The organism is Algoriphagus sp., from assembly GCF_039969895.1.
In the GTDB taxonomy this organism is placed as follows: Bacteria; Bacteroidota; Bacteroidia; order Cytophagales; family Cyclobacteriaceae; genus Algoriphagus.
Window position 1 is genome coordinate 83838 of the sequence record NZ_JBDVMZ010000012.1, and the last position, 16334, is coordinate 100171.

Sequence of the window (16334 nt, forward strand, 5' to 3'; positions counted from 1 at the left end):
AATGAAGAAAACCGTCGTCTTAGATATTGTAGCCTTATCTCCTAGAGTAATCGGTAAGTACACTCCTTTTTTGAAAAAGTGGATAGAAAAGGGTAAGCGAGCGGTGGTAGAGCCAGTTTTGCCAGCTGTCACTTGCTCAGCCCAATCCGTTTATCTTACTGGAAAAATGCCTAATGAGAACGGCATCGTAGGAAATGGCTGGTACTTCCAGGATGAATGTGAAATCAAATTTTGGCGTCAGTCAAATAAGCTAGTACAAGCTCCGAAAGTTTGGGAAACTCTTAGAAAAGAGAATCCCGATTTTACTGTGGCTAATATGTTTTGGTGGTATAATATGTATTCCAGCGCTGACTTTGCGGTGACCCCACGACCACTTTATCTTGCAGACGGGCGTAAGGAACCTGATTGTCACAGTCAACCTATGGAGCTTCGGGATAGGCTTCAGAAAGAATTGGGTCAGTTTCCTCTTTTCTCTTTTTGGGGCCCAAACGCAAATATTGCCTCAAGCAAGTGGATCGCAGAAGCTTCGAAGAAAGTCGATGAGTGGCACAATCCAACTTTAAACCTGATTTACATTCCACATTTGGATTACTCCCTTCAGAAGTATGGGATTGATTTTGACAAAATCGGAAAGTATTTGAAAGAAGTGGATGAGCTAGCCGAGGATCTGATCACCTACTTCGAAAATCAAGGTACACAGGTGATTCTGCTTTCAGAATATGGGATCACTTCCGTAAGCAAGCCTGTACATTTGAATCGGCTATTTAGAAAGCAAGGCTGGATTCAAGTTAAGGATGAACAGGGTCTGGAGACGCTTGATGCGGGAACTTCTAAGGTTTTTGCGGTAGCTGATCATCAGGTTGCGCATGTACACGTGAATGATCCAAGGCTACTGCCTGAAGTGAAAAAGTTGCTGGAAGAAACTCCTGGAGTGGAACTGGTACTGGATGAAGAAGGAAAAAAGCAACATTTCATCGATCATGAGCGATCTGGAGATTTGGTTGTAATGGCAGATAAAGATTCTTGGTTTACTTACTATTTCTGGCTGGATGATGCCAAAGCTCCCGACTATGCCCGCTGTGTGGATATTCACAAAAAGCCTGGGTACGATCCTGTAGAGCTTATTTTGAACCCAGAGATCAAAGTCCCCATGCTTACAGTTGGGTCAAAAGTTCTAAAGAAAAAACTAGGCTTTCGCTACCTGATGGATGTAATTCCTTTAGACGCAACATTGGTGAAAGGTGCTCATGGACGGCTGAGCGAAGATGACTTGGATAAGCCTCTGCTGGTATCTCAGGACAAAACCTTGGTGAATTCAGAGGCGATTAAGCCTACTGAAGTTTATGATGTTTTATTGAAAGCGGTGCGGGGAAAATAATTTGAAATTCGAGGTTTGAAATGCTTAAGGCTAACTCCATCTCAATGCTTATTTTTGTAAAAAATTCTACATGATTCATTTTACTCGCCGATATCTTTTCTTTTCACTTTTTCTGATTTTAGCCTTTGCCTGCGGCAAAAAGGAAACCCCTTGTGAGCTTTCATCAGACATTTTGAATCAGGATGTGAATCTTCAAATCACCAGAATAGATAAGGAGTTTTTTGATGCGAAAAGCACCGGGGATTTCAAATTCTTGATGGAGGAGCACCCAGAATTCACGAAAGAATACTTGCAGTTAGACCTTTACCCTAGCCCTGATAGTTTGGCAGCAGAGCTTTTGGCCATACATCAAGACTCCAGCATGCAAGTTCTATTTGATTCTGTCCAGCAGGTTTATGCAGATTTTTCTGACATTGAAATAGAGTTAGAGACAGCATTCAAATCCATAAAATACTATTTCCCTGAGTTTCAAGTACCCAAAGTGTACACCTTCGTATCCGGATTCAACTCAGATCTGATCGTCACAGATGAGATAATCGTCATCGGATTGGATTATTTTCTACCGCCAACGCATGCTTTTCAGCCCGAACTTCCTCGGTACATGGCTGAGCGCTATGACAAGCCCTACATCGTCCCTATGATTGTGATGGCGATTTCTGCTAGATTCAATGAAACAAACCCGCTGGACAACACGCTGCTGGCTGAGATGATTTATTACGGCAAAACCTATCACTTTACCAAGGCAATATTACCCTGCACTTCAGACCAATACATTATTGGATATACCCCTGAGGCAATTTCTGAAAGTTTTGACAACGAGGAACTGATCTGGTCCCACTTCGTGGAAAACGAGTTGCTGTATGTCACAAACCCTTTTGAAATCAGGAAATACATAGGTGAGGCACCCTTCACGGACGCCATCAGCACGAATGCGCCAGGACGCTTAGGTAGATGGCTTGGTTGGAATATCGTCGATGATTACCAGATGAATCAAGGTGTCTCGCTGCAGGACCTTATGGCAGAACCAGATGCAGAGAAAATCTTCAGAGAATCTGCTTATAGACCACGACCAGCCGGTTCATAGCCTCTGAAAAAAGTATCAAGAGCGGGACAGCTGAAAATGCCCCAACCCCAAAAATCGAGACTTCTACTCAGCACTTTCCTGATTAGTATGACTTAAAGAAAAAAAAGGCGAACTCCTTTCGAAGTTCGCCCGAACACTAAACCGACTAAAAATTATTCTGGAAGTAATACTTGATCAATCACGTGGATCACTCCATTTGTAGCATGAATATTCAGCATAGAAGGAACTAATCCGCTGTCGTTAATCTCCAAATTTGGAAGATCAACTGATAAAGTTTTACCTGTCAAAAGAGTTGGAAGGTTAGCCCCATTTCTCAAATCTTGAGAAAAAGCTCTAGCGGGTACTACGTGATAAAGAAGCACGTTAGTCAAGGTTTCTAAAGGGATATCATTGATACCTGACACACCAAGCGCATCGTATAGTGCTTCAAAAGCAGCATCTGTAGGGGCAAATACTGTTAAGTTGTCAGAGTCACCTCCACTTACCGCACCTACTAAGTCAGCTCTTACAAGAGCAGCCACTAGCTGTGTGAATTGAGGAGTTGAAGATGTACTTAGACCTACCGCTATCTCAGCTATATTTTGAGTGGGTTCTGTAATCACATAATTCAATGTGTGGATTACACCGTTACTTGCCATTTTATCCACAGCTGTTACCCTTGTATTACCATTGATCCAAACTCCACCGTTAGGATCTATACTCACATAGAATTTGCTTCCTTCCAGAGAAGTCACCGGACCGGCAGCTACTTGTCCTGAAGTTACATTTGCAGGTACTACGTGATACGTCAAAATGGTCGCCAAAGCAGGGCTTGCCAGAAGGCCACTCGCTGTCAAATTATTGGCCGCAAGAAAATCATTAAAAGCAATGTTATTAGGAGCGAAAACTGTAAAAGGACCGTCTCCACTTAGTGCATCAGCTAGACCGGCAGTGGTTACAGCAGTAGTAAGTGTAGAAAAATTAGAATCCTCTAACAACACATCTACTACAGTGTTTGTCTCTGGCATAGGCACTTCTACGATATCTTTACATGAAGAAAATCCTAAAAGTAGTGCGAAAGGGAGGGAAAGACCCAACACCCTTTTGGTGATAATGTGTGACTTTTTCATTCGAGTTGGTTTTTGGTTAAGAATTGATAATTGAGGAAAATCAACAAAATTGTAGGAAACAATAGGGTATATGGAGTAGGAGAATTTAAAAAAACAAGCCTAAAAGTTAGGCTTGCTTTCCACAATTAACCCTTCCTAATTATTCTGGCAGTAATACTTCATCGATTACATGGATCACGCCGTTAGTAGCATGAATATTTAACAAAGAGGCTACTAATCCACTGTCGTTGATTTCCAAATTTGGAAGATCTACAGCTAGTGTTTCACCTGTCAATAGAGTTGGCAAATTTGCTCCGTTTCTCAAATCTTGAGAGAAAGCTCTAGCTGGTACGACATGATAAAGAAGTACGTTGGTCAACGTTTCCAAAGGAATATCATTCACTCCTGACACACCTAAGGCATCGTATAAAGCTTCAAATGCAGCATCTGTAGGAGCAAAAACAGTAAGGTTATCAGAATCATCACCGCTAACAGCACCTACCAAATCTGCTCTAGTCAAGGCCGCAACTAGCTGCGTAAACTGTGGAGTAGAAGATGTACTTAAACCCACCGCTATTTCAGCAATATTTTGAGTTGGCTCAGTGATCACGTAGTCAAGTGTATGGATTACACCGTTACTTGCCATTTGATCCACTGCGGTAATTCTTGTATTTCCGTTGATCCAAACGCCTCCTGTTGGATCTACACTCACGTAAAACTTGCTTCCTTCCAAAGAAGTGACAGGACCGGGAGTCACCTGACTTGAAGTTATACTTGCAGGTACTACATGATACGTCAATGTACTTGCCAAACCTGAACTAGCTAGAAGCTGATCAGCTGTAAGACCATTATCAGTTAGGAAATCTCCAAAAGCTGCATCTGTAGGCGCAAAAACAGTAAAAGGACCTGGTCCCATTAGTGCCTCATCTAGATCCGCTGTGCCCACAGCTGTCAGCAGAACTGAGAATTCGCCGTCTTTTTCAAGTACATCTACGACGTCATCTGCCTGCGGCATTGGATCATCATCGTCATCGCATGAGGAGAAACTGGCTAGCGTAGCGGCAGCTAAGGCAAGCGTAAAGAGTCGTCTGGTGTTTAATTGAAAATTTTTCATATAGTTGGTTTTGTTGGTTGAGTAGGGTGAACAGGCTGATAGCAAAAAAGTTTTTGGAAACTTCAATTTTTTTGTTTATTGAATTTTAGAATAGAAATCGAATTCAATCGATTGAATGATCACTTTTAAAGAAAAAATGTTGGTTTAAATAGTCCTAGAAGAAGAAATTACCACTATTCATCCCAAAAAAAATGGATGAAAATTTCTATAAAAATTTTTTGAAAAAGGGGATCAACCGGTGATCATAAAGGTATCCTCTTCGGAATTTTCCACAGATTTATTCGGCTCAATTACCTTACATAAATGAGCAATCGCCAATTCTTTGTGAAAATATTGTTCCGCCAACTTCCGAGAATTATTGCCCATTTTCTCCAGTTCCCTGGCATCACTTTCGATTTTTTCCAGCTTCGCAAAAGCTGAATTTATCTTAGAAGGCAAACAGGAAATCCCAAGCTGGTGGGTCTTCACCAAATCATATACCCAGCCCTTATGATTGACCAGAATCGCTTTCCCAGCAGCCAATCCATCAAAAAATTTATTCGGACTATTGGTTTTCAAAACCGGCAGATGCGCAAAAGATATCCAGGCAAAGTCTGCTAGACTGAGCACTTCATTTACTTTTTCTTTGGCTCCAAAAGGTATGAAGTGAACATTGGTTAGAGATTTTTGACGTGCAGACGCCTTGAGTTCATTCTCATGACTTCCTTCTCCCATGATCAGAAACTGCCAGTTTTTCCCTTTCCGGTTTGCCATTTCAGCTAGGTTCAGCAATTCATCCACGGCATTCACTTGACCCAAAGCACCAGTATAAGCAATAGTCAGCTCATCATTCAACCCGTATTTTTGAAGTAGGCTACGCTTTTTTTCCATTGGGAAAAAGCTATGTAAATCTGAGAAGTTTGGGATCAAATGAATTTTCTGACTTGGTGTGACCTGACGCAGATGATCAGCTATCCCTGGAGAAAGCGCCACCAAACTCATGGCACGCTGATAAATCCTTTTCTCCAACCTTTTCAAACCGCTTTTCAACAGGGGGTTTTTGATAGCTCCAACTTCTATAGGAGCCTGCGGCCAGAGGTCACGAACTTCAAAAATATAAGGAATCGCGAGCACCTTCTTAGCCCAAAGCCCAAGCAAACCTGTAGTCAACGGCGTAGATGTCACATACAGCAAATCTGGCCTGGTTAGTTTCTTGATCAGTTTTTTGGCCAGATGAATGTAGCTCAGGAAAGATACTACTCGCTTGACAAACCCAAACTTCTGATCATAACCCACCGGCAGGTAATGAACCTTAATCCCTTCTATCCATCGCTGATCGTATCCATCTTCAGCCCCACCAGTGATCATTTCCACTTCATGCCCGGCATCCACCAGTCCTTTGGCCAAATGGAAGGAACGCACCGCGCCCCCTTCTGTTGGAGTTTTGAAATATTGATGGATGTAGATGATCCTCATAGCTTGTGCAATTTCACCCATTCTGCGAGAAGAAACAGATTGTAAAGAATCAAAAAGTGATCCTTCGCACTAAGCTCCGGCCTGCTCGCTAGCTTTCTCATTTCATCCGGGAAAAACTCGCCATGGGTATTCTCAAAAGTTCTAATGGAACTGAACACACGCTTCGCAAACTTCCCCTTTTCCGCAAACCATTCCTGCAAAGGCAATCCAAAACCCATCTTTTTTCGCTCAGTGACCCATCTGAGGTCAAGTTCTTTCAATGCTTGCTTGATCCATGGCTTCCCTTTTACCAGCGCTTCGTCTCCTACTCTTTTCCACATTTCCACCATAGAAATATCTAAATATGGAGACCTTCCTTCGATAGAATGCGCCATCAACGCATTATCCTGAATCTTCAGTACGTCTTGCACCAAATATACTTGTCGGTCAAAGTCAAGCATTTGGGTATATTCAGGAAGATTAGTGTCGAAAATCCTGACATAATCCTCCACCAAATCCGCCGGTATTCTATCTAATCCGGAGAAATTGAGGAAGGTATTTTGAGGGGTTGGATCAATTGCCGAAATGAACTTTTGGAAACTTCTACCCAGCGGAAAGTTTCCCAAAACCCCTTTAAACCTCAGCAGTAAATCCTTTCTCTTTTGGTAAATCGCAAACGCCTTATGTCGCTGATATCCTCCCCAAAGTTCGTCAGCTCCAGCCCCTGAGATTAGCACTTTAACAGACTTTTTGGCCTCTTTTCCGATCATCCAAGTTAGAAATCCAGCCGAATCGCCGATAGGCAGATCCACGCTCATGAGATACTCGTTCCAGTTTTCCCAGAAAACTTCCTGAGTGATTTCTATCAAGTGATGACTTGATGGAATTTGCTTTGCCAAACGACTTGCAGCATCTCCATCCGAATATTTTCTCCTATACTTTTCTTCTACCTGAATGGTATAGGAAGGCAGCATTTGGCCTGTTGATTTGTACCAAAGCGCATAGAGAAGCGAGCTATCTGCACCACCACTGAGCTGAACTCCTACGGGTACATCTGCGTGAAATTGCCTTGAGATCACATCGCCTAATGTCTTTTTGAATCCATCGAAAGTTGGTTCAGACTCGTTCTTTCGAAGGATAGAAATCGTATTCCAATGGAAGGCCGAATGACTCAAAAGCTTGCTGTATCGCTCAGGCTTCCATTCATGAATGCCTTTGAAAAAAGTATTTCCTAGAAGTGGCGCTCGCAGGTAGAAATAGGATTCTAGCTGCCTGCCGTCAAACGCCGAATCTTTGAGTCTTTGAATGCTTCGGCATTCGGAGGAAATGATCAAAGTATCAGGACTTTGAGCGTAATAAAGTGGTTTTTCTCCATTGGGATCTCGGGCGACCAGTACAGATTTTTCGCTGACATCCACATAGATTAGAGCAAACATTCCCTGAAGCCTCTCCAAGCCTTTTTCCCCAAAAACTCGAAGAAAATGCAAAACCACTTCAGTATCTGATTGAGTGATAAAAGTGATCCCCAAACCTTGAAGTTGCTTTCGCAACACTTGATAATTGTAAAGCTCACCATTCCAAATCAAGAGTGATCTTCCGTCGGGACCCCATAAAGGCTGGTCGGCTTCCGATCCTGTATGCAGGATTTTTAGGCGATTCACTCCTACCCAAAGTCCAGGCCAAGGACTAAAACTGCCCTGCTGATCCGGTCCACGGTGCTGGCTTTGCTGAAGCATAGTATCTATTGCTTCTTCATTAGCTCCCTTGCCCCAGATCAGATGAATTCCACACATTATTCCTCGACTTTGGAGATTTTTCCCTGATTCTTTTCAAAATACTTGCACAGGTGGGTCAATGTGCACTCTTCACACTTTGGCCTGCGAGCCAGGCAAACATATCTTCCATGCAAAATCAGCCAATGATGCGCGATGTGCACATACGCTTTCGGGATGTGACGAATGAGTTGTTTTTCCACTTCCAGTGGAGTTTTGGCTGTCTGAGATACCAATCCGAGTCTTTTCGAAACTCGGAAAACGTGGGTATCGACAGCCATATTGGGCTGATTCCAAACGACCGAAGTGATCACATTTGCTGTTTTCCGCCCCACGCCTGGAAGCTTGATCAATTCTGGAATTGTAGAAGGAACCTCACCGCCAAAGTCTTCCACCAGCATTTTTCCCAAACCCAACAAATGCTTGGTTTTATTATTCGGGTAAGAAACAGTCTTGATGTAAGGAAAAAGCTCATCAAAATTAGAAGCTGCCAAAAACTCCGGTTCAGGGAATTTCTCAAATAAGGCTGGCGTCACCATATTGATCCGCTTGTCTGTGCATTGCGCTGAAAGTACTACCGCCACCAAAAGCTGGAATGGATTCTCATACTCAAGCTCCGTCTCTGCGATAGGCATATTTGTACGGAAATGGTTGATGATGGCTTCGTATCGTTCTTTTTTGAGCATGACTTCAGAAATATTTTAGGCTTTGAAGATAGTTAAATTGAAAAATTTGAAACATGATAATTGAAATATTAGGTGGAATTTCTTGAAAGTTTAAAACAAGGCATTTCTGAACTCAAATCTATGATGACTAAAAAGTAAATTATTTTTTTCTAGTACCGTATTCACAACTTAGCTTCCAGAACAAAAAGAAATAAGCCTCTTTTCTTCAATTAAATGCTTATCAATTTATATAGGAGAAAAAGGCTGAAAATGCGACTAACTAACTGATTTACAATTAATTCTAAAACTGCAAATCGAAATCCTATTTATGCACGATTAGTAAAATAAGGCATTTGCCTTATTTAAACTAAAGTTTACTCCCCACAAATTTGAGGACTTAACCTATAAAATTATGAAAAATTTACTATTCGTATTTCTCCTCCTATGTGTAGGGTTTGTACCCAACTCAGTATTGTCCGAAAAAGACATCAAGATTACCAGCTATGAAAAAAAGAAGCAAGGATCTAAGGCTCCCAAAAAAGTCTTCATCCGAGGATTCAATGCGCTTTTTGAAGTGTATGAGGAAGCTTCAGCCAAGACTTCAGGCTCCAAAAATGAAAGAGCAAACCGCACCACATTCACTTCCGGCACCTCCACTAGTTTAGGGGTTCAAATCTCCGGAGTCGATGTAGACGATTTCCAAAAAATGATTGACGATGCCTATGCCTCATTTACATCACAGCTGGAGAGTCAAGGCTATGAAATAATTTCCGCTGACGAAGCCAGTACCTATGAATATTTCGAAGGATGGACAAAAGTAAAAGGAGGGGCATCTTCTGATGCCCAGGCTCAAGGGTATGTGATGGTTACCCCTCAAGGATTTGAATACTTGGTAAAGAGTATCAGCAGCAAGGGAAAAGAAAAAAATGGAGGTAGCTTCTTAGACCCCACCCCTAAAATGTCCAAAGCCTTGGATGATATGTTTATAGCCGATGTGAATTTTGTGTTCCCATTTGTCACTTTGGATGCAGATGCTTCCACTTGGACCAATTCCACCTCTGTCAAAGCAAAAATCAATTATAGAATCGATCCGATGGTTGATCCAGGAGAAAACAACAAGTCTCTAATTGGTAGTGGTCCAAACATGCTTTCGCAGGTAAGATTTGTTTCTGGGCTGGATATCGGAAACAACCCTCTATTTCATGCCAAAGTGGAACCAAAAAAAGCTGTTTCTTTTGAAGGAGTTTTCAAAGACAAAAAGATTACAGAAACTACCCAAGCCCAATCTGATATGTTTTCAAAAACCGGCTACACCCAATTGGTCATGACTTCCGGAGACCAAAAAACAGTTGCTTCTCACTTTGCGGAATGCGATCACGATGCCTATGTCAGTTCGGCCTCAGGTGCCATGAAAGACTTGATTGATACTGGAGTCAACAATTTCCTTGAAATGACAAAACAATAAGAAATCGTTAAAAACTCGATTAATTCAAATTGGAAAGGTCTGGCGATGTCAGGCCTTTCCTTTTTTTTGTCTCAAAAAGTTAAGCTTAATTTAAATGTGAACTACCCACTCGTTAAATTTGACTTAGCCACATGAAACACGTTATCTCTACATTTCTCTTAATTCTTTTTGCTATCACTGCTTCTCTGGCCCAAACCAGGCCCAGGCAAGCAGGAATCCACTTTGGTATTTTGCCTACAGGTTCGCTCAACGCCATCACCGACGTACCAGGTGTAAAAGTGGGTCATTTCACCAAGATAGAAGGAGAAAATATACGTACAGGAGTCACGGCAATTCTACCTCATGGAGGCAATATTTTTCAGCAAAAAGTGCCCGCGGCCGTTTACGTGGGAAACGGTTTTGGAAAACTAGCTGGGGTAACTCAAGTGCAGGAATTGGGAAATATAGAAACTCCCATTATTCTCACTAATACGCTTAGTGTGGCAGCAGGAATCGAGGGAGTAGTTCGGTATTCCTTGGAACAAAAAGGAAATGAAAATGCCCAATCCGTAAATGCGGTAGTCGGAGAAACTAACGACGGCTATCTGAATGATATACGTGGCATGCATATTTCTCCCGAAGAAGTAATTCAATCAATTACCTCAGCAAAGTCAGGAAGAGTCGAAGAAGGAAATGTGGGCGCTGGCACAGGAACGGTATGCTTTGGATGGAAGGGTGGAATAGGAACTGCTTCGCGCAAGCTACCTGAGAGCTTGGGAGGATATACTATCGGCGTATTAGTTCAGACCAATTTCGGTGGAAATCTACAGGTAGCCGGAGTGGCGGTCGGCGAAGCGCTAGGGAAGTACCCCTTCCGAGACGCCATGGAGAAATCTGACGGGAGCTGTATGATCATCGTAGCTACTGATGCGCCAGTACTGGAACGGAACTTGGAACGGATGGCTAAGCGCGCGATGATGGGTCTAGCAAAAACAGGGGGAATCGCTTCCAATGGATCCGGAGATTATGTGGTCGCATTCAGCACGGCAGAGGGACTTCGGATTCCCTATTCAGCTCAATCGGGAACATTCGAAAACGCCGAATTTATTCGAAATGACGATATGAGTTCTTTATTTATGGCAGTGATCGAGGCGACCGAAGAGGCGATTATTAATTCACTTTTCGCAGCGGAAAGCATGGAGGGAAAGGACGGTCATGTAGTAGAAAAGTTGCCGTTGGATCAGGTGATGAACTTGATGAAAAAAAACTAAACCAGATTTATGGGGAGTACCAAAAAAACCCAAGTTGAAAGTGATTGCTGTTCGGTGGAGGAGAATGTAAATCATGTCCACACGGAGGAAGACGGGCATGATCACGATCATTCTGTTGCCGAAGAGGAGAGCATGCTAAGATTCTTTGCGCCTGCTATCTTTTCTTTTTTGGTGATGATGATCGGGCTTGGGTTAGATTATCTTTTTCCGCAGGAATGGTTTCAAGGGTGGATTCGATTTGTCTGGTATTTCGTAGCTTATTTGCCAGTTGGTTTCCCCGTTTTAAAGCAGGCATGGAAAAGTATCTTGAAAGGTGATCTTTTCTCAGAGTTTTTTCTAATGGGGATTGCAACACTTGGCGCTTTCGCAATCAGAGAATATCCGGAAGGTGTGGCAGTGATGTTGTTTTATTCCGTGGGGGAAGTTTTTCAAGCTATGGCTGTTACCCGAGCGAAAACCAATATCAAGGCTTTGCTAGATCAACGACCCGATGAGGTGACGATTGTGGAAGGGAATTCTACCAAAACAATCAAAGCTGAAAATGCCAAGATTGGCGATATCATTCAATTGAAAGCTGGAGAAAAACTTGGTTTGGATGGAGAGCTACTTTCGGAGAAAGCCTCATTTAATACCTCAGCTTTGACTGGAGAGAGCAGTCCTACCTCCAAGGAAAAAGGCGCCGAAGTCCTGGCTGGCATGGTCAACCTGAATACCGTATCTCAAGTCAAAGTGACTACAGCGTACACCGATAGCAAGCTATCAAGAATCTTGGAATTGGTGCAGAATGCAACTGCCCAAAAGGCTCCTACGGAATTATTCATCCGGAAATTCGCCAAAATCTATACGCCTATTGTCGTTTTTCTGGCGATTGGAATTTGCTTTCTTCCTTTACTATTTGTGGACAATTACGAATTCAGTGACTGGCTCTATCGCGCACTGATTTTCTTGGTGATTTCCTGCCCTTGTGGATTAGTGATCAGTATTCCCCTAGGATACTTTGGAGGCATCGGTGCTGCGAGCAAGAATGGAATTCTTTTCAAAGGAAGTAATTTTCTTGATAGTCTTGCTGAGATCAAGGAAGTGGTGATGGACAAGACAGGCACCATGACAGCAGGTGTCTTCGACGTTCAGGAAGTACACCTACAGCCAGAATTTGAAGATTCCCGAATACTTCATTTTGTCAATGCGCTGGAAAGCAAAAGCACGCACCCAATCGCCACAGCTATCAAAAATCATGTAGGCGAGATAGATACCAGCATTCTCTTGGAAAATGTAGAAGAGATTGCCGGGCATGGTTTGAAAGCTCAGGTAGAAGGCAAAGAATTGCTTGTGGGGAATTTCAAGTTGATGGATAAATACTCCATACCCTATTCCATCGATCCTTCTGGTATAGTTTACACCTTGGTGGCAATAGCCTATGATGGAAAATTTGCTGGCTATTTGACAATTGCAGATAGTATAAAAAGTGATGCGCAGTACACCATAACCCAGCTGAAGTCTATGGGCGTGGGCATCACGATGCTCAGTGGAGATAAAAGCAATGTGGTCAAGTTTGTCGCAGACAAGCTAGGCATTCCCAATTCATTTGGTGACTTACTTCCGGAGGATAAAGTAGAAAAAGTCAAAGAGATCAAAGCTCAAAAAGGAACGGTAGCTTTTGTCGGAGATGGAGTAAATGATGCTCCCGTTGTTGCCATTTCTGATGTAGGAATAGCAATGGGTGGATTGGGAAGCGATGCAACTATTGAAACAGCCGATGTAGTGATTCAGGATGACAAGCCAAGCAAAATCCCGATGGCGATCTCCATAGGAAAAAAGACCAAGAAGATTGTCTGGCAGAATATAGGATTCGCTTTTGGGATCAAAGTCGTGGTGCTAGTTCTAGGAGCACTAGGTATGGCGACGATGTGGGCAGCAGTCTTTGCTGATGTAGGCGTGGCATTATTGGCCATTTTGAATGCGATAAGAATTCAGAAAATGAAGTTTGATTGAAAAAGTAAGATGTTGGGTGCCGGATGACCGGTGAAAATTAACTTAACCATGAACTCCTCCAAAAATAAAGAAAACGCGATTGCTTTTTATAAGACCGCTTATGAAGGTAATCCGCGTAAAGCTGTAGAATTATTCACAGGAGCAGATTACATTCAGCACAATCCAGCCGTAGGTGACGGAAAAGAAGAATTCATCGCATACTTCGAGCGAATGCAAAGGGAATATCCAGACAAGTCAATTTCGTTCGTCAGAGCAATAGCTGAAGGCGATTTAGTTGCCCTTCATACACATCAAATTTGGCCGGGAAATGATCAGTATGTGACCATGGACTTTTTTAGATTTGACGAGTCTGGTAAAATCGTCGAACATTGGGATTCCATTCAGCAGATTCCTGATACTACAGCCAATGGCAACACCATGTATTAAATAAGCTTATGGAAAAAGTAAATATTAACGAGAAATTTGGCTTGATAAAGGAGCTTTGGACGCCAAAGATTATCGGAGAACTAAACGGTCAGGATGTGAAACTGGCGAAAGTGAAAGGTGAATTTGTTTGGCATAATCATACCGATGAGGACGAGCTTTTTCTACTAGTGAAAGGCTCATTAAAAATTGAGTTTGAAGGAGAAAGCGTCACTCTGAACGAAGGGGAAATGCTCGTCGTTCCGCGTGGAGTAGAACACAGACCAATAGCTGAAGAGGAAGCTTGGATCTTACTTTTTGAGCCTCAAAACACCAAGCATACTGGCAATGTCAAATCCGATTTGACTGTGGATAAGTTTGAAAAAATATAGGTTTACTTCTACTAGTTAAAGCCTTATTTGATAAGGGGTTAATGGCTATTTTTCAAGCAAATATATATATTCTATTACCCTATTAATTTACTAGGATTTACCGTAAAATTGCAGCTTAATTAGCCCCATTGAAAGCAGTTGCATTTTCCTCCCTTTTCTTATTCCTGAGTTTTTGGCCAAAATTAACATTTGCCCAAAAGGATGTCACCCATCAGCAACTCATCTGGTATGGTTATTTTCTCACTGTGCCAATAGATGAAAATTGGTCCGTGGTAGCGGAGATTCAGGAGCGACATTTTGTTCACCCTTTCGCGCAGCATCAATGGTCTCTAAGAAGCCACCTTCACAGAAAATTGGGAGAAAGTGGCTGGGAAGCATCAGCAGGTTTTGCTTTGTTTTTCCAGAGTGCAAACAACCCTCGCTCTGAGCTGGGCCTAGTGGAGCCCGAACTGAGAGGACACTTAGAAATGGCGTATAAGCAGAAGTTGGGCAAGTTGACTTTTGATCACAGATACAGGGCAGAAGCGCGGTATTTCCACAACTTGAACTTACTAAAAACAGAACTCACAGATGGCTACTTTTTTGGAAGTTTCAGATTTCGGTACCGCATCATGGCTTCCTATCCTATTTGGCAGAGAAAGCAAAATCAAGTGCTCAAGGTGATCGCAGGGGATGAACTGATGGTGCAGTCCGGAGAAAAAGTGGACTATGTCTTCGATCAAAACCGGCTGATCGCAGGATTCAATTATGCTTTCTCTCCAAATCTGAACGTAGAAGTAACCTATCAAAAGTGGATAAATCAACGTCAAACAGGAGGATATTTCAATCGAGATATCCTCAGAATCACTGCGAATCACAGATTAACTAACTAGTCCTCAAAAAAGGTTTCTTACATATTCCCGCCGAGAGCCAGATAGAGATTAATTCTCTGCGTGATCTTCTCTCCCCGCACTCTCAGCAAGCTAATCTGGGTGGAAAACAAATCCATTTGCTGACGAATGACATCTCTCATATCAGTTTTCCCTACTTCAAAAAGTTGCTGCTGTAGCTCAAATGCTTTCTGATTGCTAGTGACTGCCGCTGCGAGAAATTCCTCTCTGCTATCTACCGTTTGTACCGCATCTAGTGCATTCTCCACATCTCCGATGGCATTCAAAACAGTTCTGCCATAGACTTCAGCCGCCTCTTTTTGCTGGGAGTTACGGATTTCTACATTCGCTTTCAACGCACCGCCTTGGTAAATCGGAGCAACTAATTCTCCGCCAAAATTTCGGATAGGATTGGAGAAATCTGGCCTTAGCGTGATTACTTGGCTATTGATTGCACCAAAACCTGCCGTCAGAGATAATCTTGGTAATCGGGCAGCTTTTGCTTCCCCCACCAAATAAAATGAGGCGTTGAAGCGCTGCTGAGCAGCCAATACATCCGGGCGCCGTTCTAGAATCTGAAATGGAATTCCTGCTGGGATGACTGTGGAAATCTCCATCAATTCACTGTTCACCTGTACTTCAGCGGCCGGATATCTTCCTAGCAAAATTTCCATTGCTCGAAGTTGATTTGCATAAGCCAATTCCAACTGCAATAGCCCGTCTTTCAGGTTATTTAGGTTTGCCTGAGCTACAACCAAATCTATCTCTGTTCCTATGCCGATCTCCAGCCTTTTGGTGGACACATCTACCATCATCTGTGAAATGCGAATCATCTCCCTGGCCAACTCTGCTTCCAGATAAATTTCCGTGGCCAGATAGTAGGATCTGGATATCATGGCGGCGATGGAAAGGTGCGCAAAGGAAACCTCGCTCTCGAGTGCAAGTAAATTTGCCTCCGCAGCATTTCTGGCATTTCTCAACCTTCCCCAAAGATCAAGCTCCCAGGACGCTGAAAAGACAGCCCCGTTCAGTCCTCCTCCCAAATCGCCACCAAGCTTGGTATTCTCTCTTCCAAAAATAGAAATTGCAGGTCTTAACGCTGCCTGAGCTACTTTTACATAGTCCATTGACTGATCGATCCGTAGGCAACTAATCTTGAGATCATAATTATAAATCAGCGCTTCAGCGACTAAAGAATCAAGTTTTGGATCATTGAAACTGCTCAGCCAGTTGCCAGTGAGCTGAGTGGAATCAGATTGACCAGCGCTACTTTGCTGCCAGGTAGAGGGTAAGATAAAGTTGGTAAATGCCTGCTCCTGCAATTCCTCACTTGCAGGTGGAGCTTTCACTGCACAGCCTGCAATACCTGCACTGGCAATTGCTAGAATGAAAAACGATTTAATAACTGAGTAAAATGCTCGCATCTTAA

Annotated in this window: 14 protein-coding genes; 8 read left to right on the top strand and 6 right to left on the bottom strand. The window is 42.8% G+C overall.

Annotated elements, in window-relative coordinates; genetic code table 11:
• Position 1: 1 nt before the first annotated feature.
• Together ABJH64_RS06550 and gldB are read left to right on the top strand one after the other, a co-directional pair.
• The gene (locus tag ABJH64_RS06550; RefSeq protein WP_348275044.1) at positions 2-1378 is read left to right on the top strand and encodes a nucleotide pyrophosphatase/phosphodiesterase family protein; all 1377 of its coding nucleotides are present in this window, start codon (positions 2-4) and stop codon (positions 1376-1378) included.
• Positions 1379-1448: 70 nt separating this feature from the next.
• Positions 1449-2462, top strand: a complete 1014-nt coding sequence (gene gldB / locus ABJH64_RS06555; RefSeq protein ID WP_348275045.1) for a gliding motility lipoprotein GldB — start codon at positions 1449-1451, stop codon at positions 2460-2462.
• A 152-nt stretch (positions 2463-2614) separates the two neighbouring features.
• Here gldB and ABJH64_RS06560 read toward each other — a convergent pair whose 3' ends face one another.
• The 5 genes from ABJH64_RS06560 to nth form a co-directional block, all read right to left on the bottom strand.
• The gene (locus ABJH64_RS06560) at positions 2615-3571 is read right to left on the bottom strand and encodes a fasciclin domain-containing protein (RefSeq protein WP_348275046.1); all 957 of its coding nucleotides are present in this window, start codon (positions 3569-3571) and stop codon (positions 2615-2617) included.
• Positions 3572-3710: 139 nt separating this feature from the next.
• Complete coding sequence (locus tag ABJH64_RS06565; RefSeq protein ID WP_348275047.1) at positions 3711-4664, bottom strand: fasciclin domain-containing protein; 954 nt, start codon at positions 4662-4664, stop codon at positions 3711-3713.
• Between the two features lie 231 nt (positions 4665-4895).
• Positions 4896-6119 (bottom strand): glycosyltransferase family 4 protein, encoded by a 1224-nt coding sequence (locus ABJH64_RS06570; protein ID WP_348275048.1) that lies wholly within the window; start codon positions 6117-6119, stop codon positions 4896-4898.
• Positions 6116-7891, bottom strand: coding sequence for an asparagine synthase (glutamine-hydrolyzing) (gene asnB, locus ABJH64_RS06575; protein ID WP_348275049.1), 1776 nt, complete (start codon positions 7889-7891; stop codon positions 6116-6118). Before asnB ends, ABJH64_RS06570 begins: the two co-directional genes overlap by 4 nt.
• Entirely contained in the window at positions 7891-8556 is a 666-nt protein-coding gene (gene nth, locus ABJH64_RS06580) for an endonuclease III (protein ID WP_348275050.1), read from the bottom strand. Before nth ends, asnB begins: the two co-directional genes overlap by 1 nt.
• Positions 8557-8947: 391 nt before the next feature.
• Here nth and ABJH64_RS06585 point away from each other — a divergent pair, with 391 nt between their 5' ends.
• The 6 genes from ABJH64_RS06585 (at position 8948) to ABJH64_RS06610 (ending at position 14908) form a co-directional block, all read left to right on the top strand.
• A complete protein-coding gene (locus ABJH64_RS06585; protein ID WP_348275051.1) occupies positions 8948-10000 on the top strand; it encodes a hypothetical protein in 1053 nt (350 codons plus the stop codon).
• Positions 10001-10131: 131 nt separating this feature from the next.
• Positions 10132-11250 carry a P1 family peptidase gene (locus ABJH64_RS06590; protein ID WP_348275052.1) on the top strand — a complete coding sequence of 373 codons (1119 nt, stop codon included), beginning with the start codon at positions 10132-10134 and terminating at the stop codon, positions 11248-11250.
• 9 nt (positions 11251-11259) lie between these two features.
• Positions 11260-13242 (top strand): heavy metal translocating P-type ATPase, encoded by a 1983-nt coding sequence (locus ABJH64_RS06595; RefSeq protein WP_348275053.1) that lies wholly within the window; start codon positions 11260-11262, stop codon positions 13240-13242.
• Between the two features lie 48 nt (positions 13243-13290).
• Positions 13291-13668: a nuclear transport factor 2 family protein gene (locus ABJH64_RS06600; RefSeq protein WP_348275054.1), complete on the top strand. Its 378-nt coding sequence runs from the start codon at positions 13291-13293 to the stop codon at positions 13666-13668.
• Between the two features lie 8 nt (positions 13669-13676).
• Entirely contained in the window at positions 13677-14036 is a 360-nt protein-coding gene (locus ABJH64_RS06605; protein ID WP_348275055.1) for a cupin domain-containing protein, read from the top strand.
• Between the two features lie 128 nt (positions 14037-14164).
• Entirely contained in the window at positions 14165-14908 is a 744-nt protein-coding gene (locus tag ABJH64_RS06610) for a DUF2490 domain-containing protein (protein ID WP_348275056.1), read from the top strand.
• A gap of 17 nt (positions 14909-14925) precedes the next feature.
• On the opposite strand, the gene ABJH64_RS06615 is transcribed toward ABJH64_RS06610, so the two are convergent.
• Entirely contained in the window at positions 14926-16329 is a 1404-nt protein-coding gene (locus ABJH64_RS06615) for a TolC family protein (RefSeq protein WP_348275057.1), read from the bottom strand.
• Between the last annotated feature and the right edge of the window lie 5 nt (positions 16330-16334).